Genomic DNA, 1,204 nt, shown 5'->3' on the forward strand with positions numbered 1-1,204 from the left:
GTGCCGGTGCGTACCGAGCGCGGACCGCAGGGCGGCTTCCGTCTCGTGGAGGGCTACCGGACGCGCCTCACCGGGCTGACCGACGCGGAGGCCGGTTCGCTCGTGCTCGCGGGGCTGCCGGGGCCGGCCGGGGAGCTGGGGCTCGGGGCGGTCCTGGCGAGCGCGCAGCTCAAGGTGGAGGCCGCCCTGCCGGACGGGCTGGCGGACCAGGCGCGGCGGGTGCGTGAGCGGTTCCACCTGGACGCGCCGGCCTGGTTCCGGGACGCCGACCCGGTGCCGCACCTGGCGGTGGTCGCGCGGGCGGTGTGGGAGCGGCGGGTGCTGCGGACCCGGTACGCCCGCTGGCGCGGCGAGGTGCGGCGGGAGGTGCGGCCGCTGGGGCTCGTGCTGAAGGGCGGCATCTGGTACCTGATCGCCCTCGCGGACGACGCGGTGCGCACGTACCGGGTCTCGCGGTTCCAGGAGGTGGAGGAGACCGGCGAGGAGTTCACCCGGCCCGCCGGGTTCGACCTGGCCGCGTACTGGACGGAGACCTCGCGACGGCTGGAGGCGGCGCTGCGGCAGGACACCGCCCGGCTGCGGCTGTCCCCGCGCGNNCGCCGAGGCGGTCACGGTCCTGGCCGACCGGTACGCGAACGATCGAAAGTTCTCGCGAAATTCACAGCCCGGAACCTGCTGACAAGCAGGTGAACGCCAGGTACCGTCCTGAGCCAGTTCACTCGTGTGGACCACACCACAACGGAACACCCGTCGTGGCACCACCTTCCTACTCGGATCGTCCGGCACGTTCCTGCCGGTAGAAGGGGACCATTCACATGGCCACTGTCACGTTCGACAAGGCGACCCGGATCTACCCGGGTTCGACCAAGCCCGCCGNNTCCGGCTGCGGCAAGTCCACCTCGCTCCGCATGCTCGCGGGCCTCGAGGACGTCAACGGCGGCGCCATCCGCATCGGCGACCGCGACGTCACGCACCTGCCGCCGAAGGACCGGGACATCGCCATGGTGTTCCAGAACTACGCGCTCTACCCGCACATGACGGTGGCCGACAACATGGGCTTCGCGCTCAAGATCGCCGGCGTCAACAAGGCGGAGATCCGCAAGAAGGTCGAGGAGGCCGCGAAGATCCTCGACCTCACCGAGTACCTCGACCGCAAGCCGAAGGCGCTCTCCGGCGGTCAGCGTCAGCGTGTGGCGATGGGCCG

1 protein-coding gene and 1 pseudogene are annotated in these 1,204 nt (G+C 71.5%); both read left to right on the plus strand.

Annotated elements, in window-relative coordinates:
* Positions 1-603, plus strand: a pseudogene (locus CCN29_RS33315) (helix-turn-helix transcriptional regulator); the annotation flags it as partial.
* A gap of 212 nt (positions 604-815) precedes the next feature.
* Positions 816-1,204 (plus strand): ABC transporter ATP-binding protein (locus CCN29_RS36580; RefSeq protein WP_442538655.1); only part of this gene is annotated, 389 nt, incomplete at its 3' end.

Source organism: Streptomyces pseudogriseolus (assembly GCA_002154585.1).
Lineage (GTDB): Bacteria > Actinomycetota > Actinomycetes > Streptomycetales > Streptomycetaceae > Streptomyces > Streptomyces pseudogriseolus.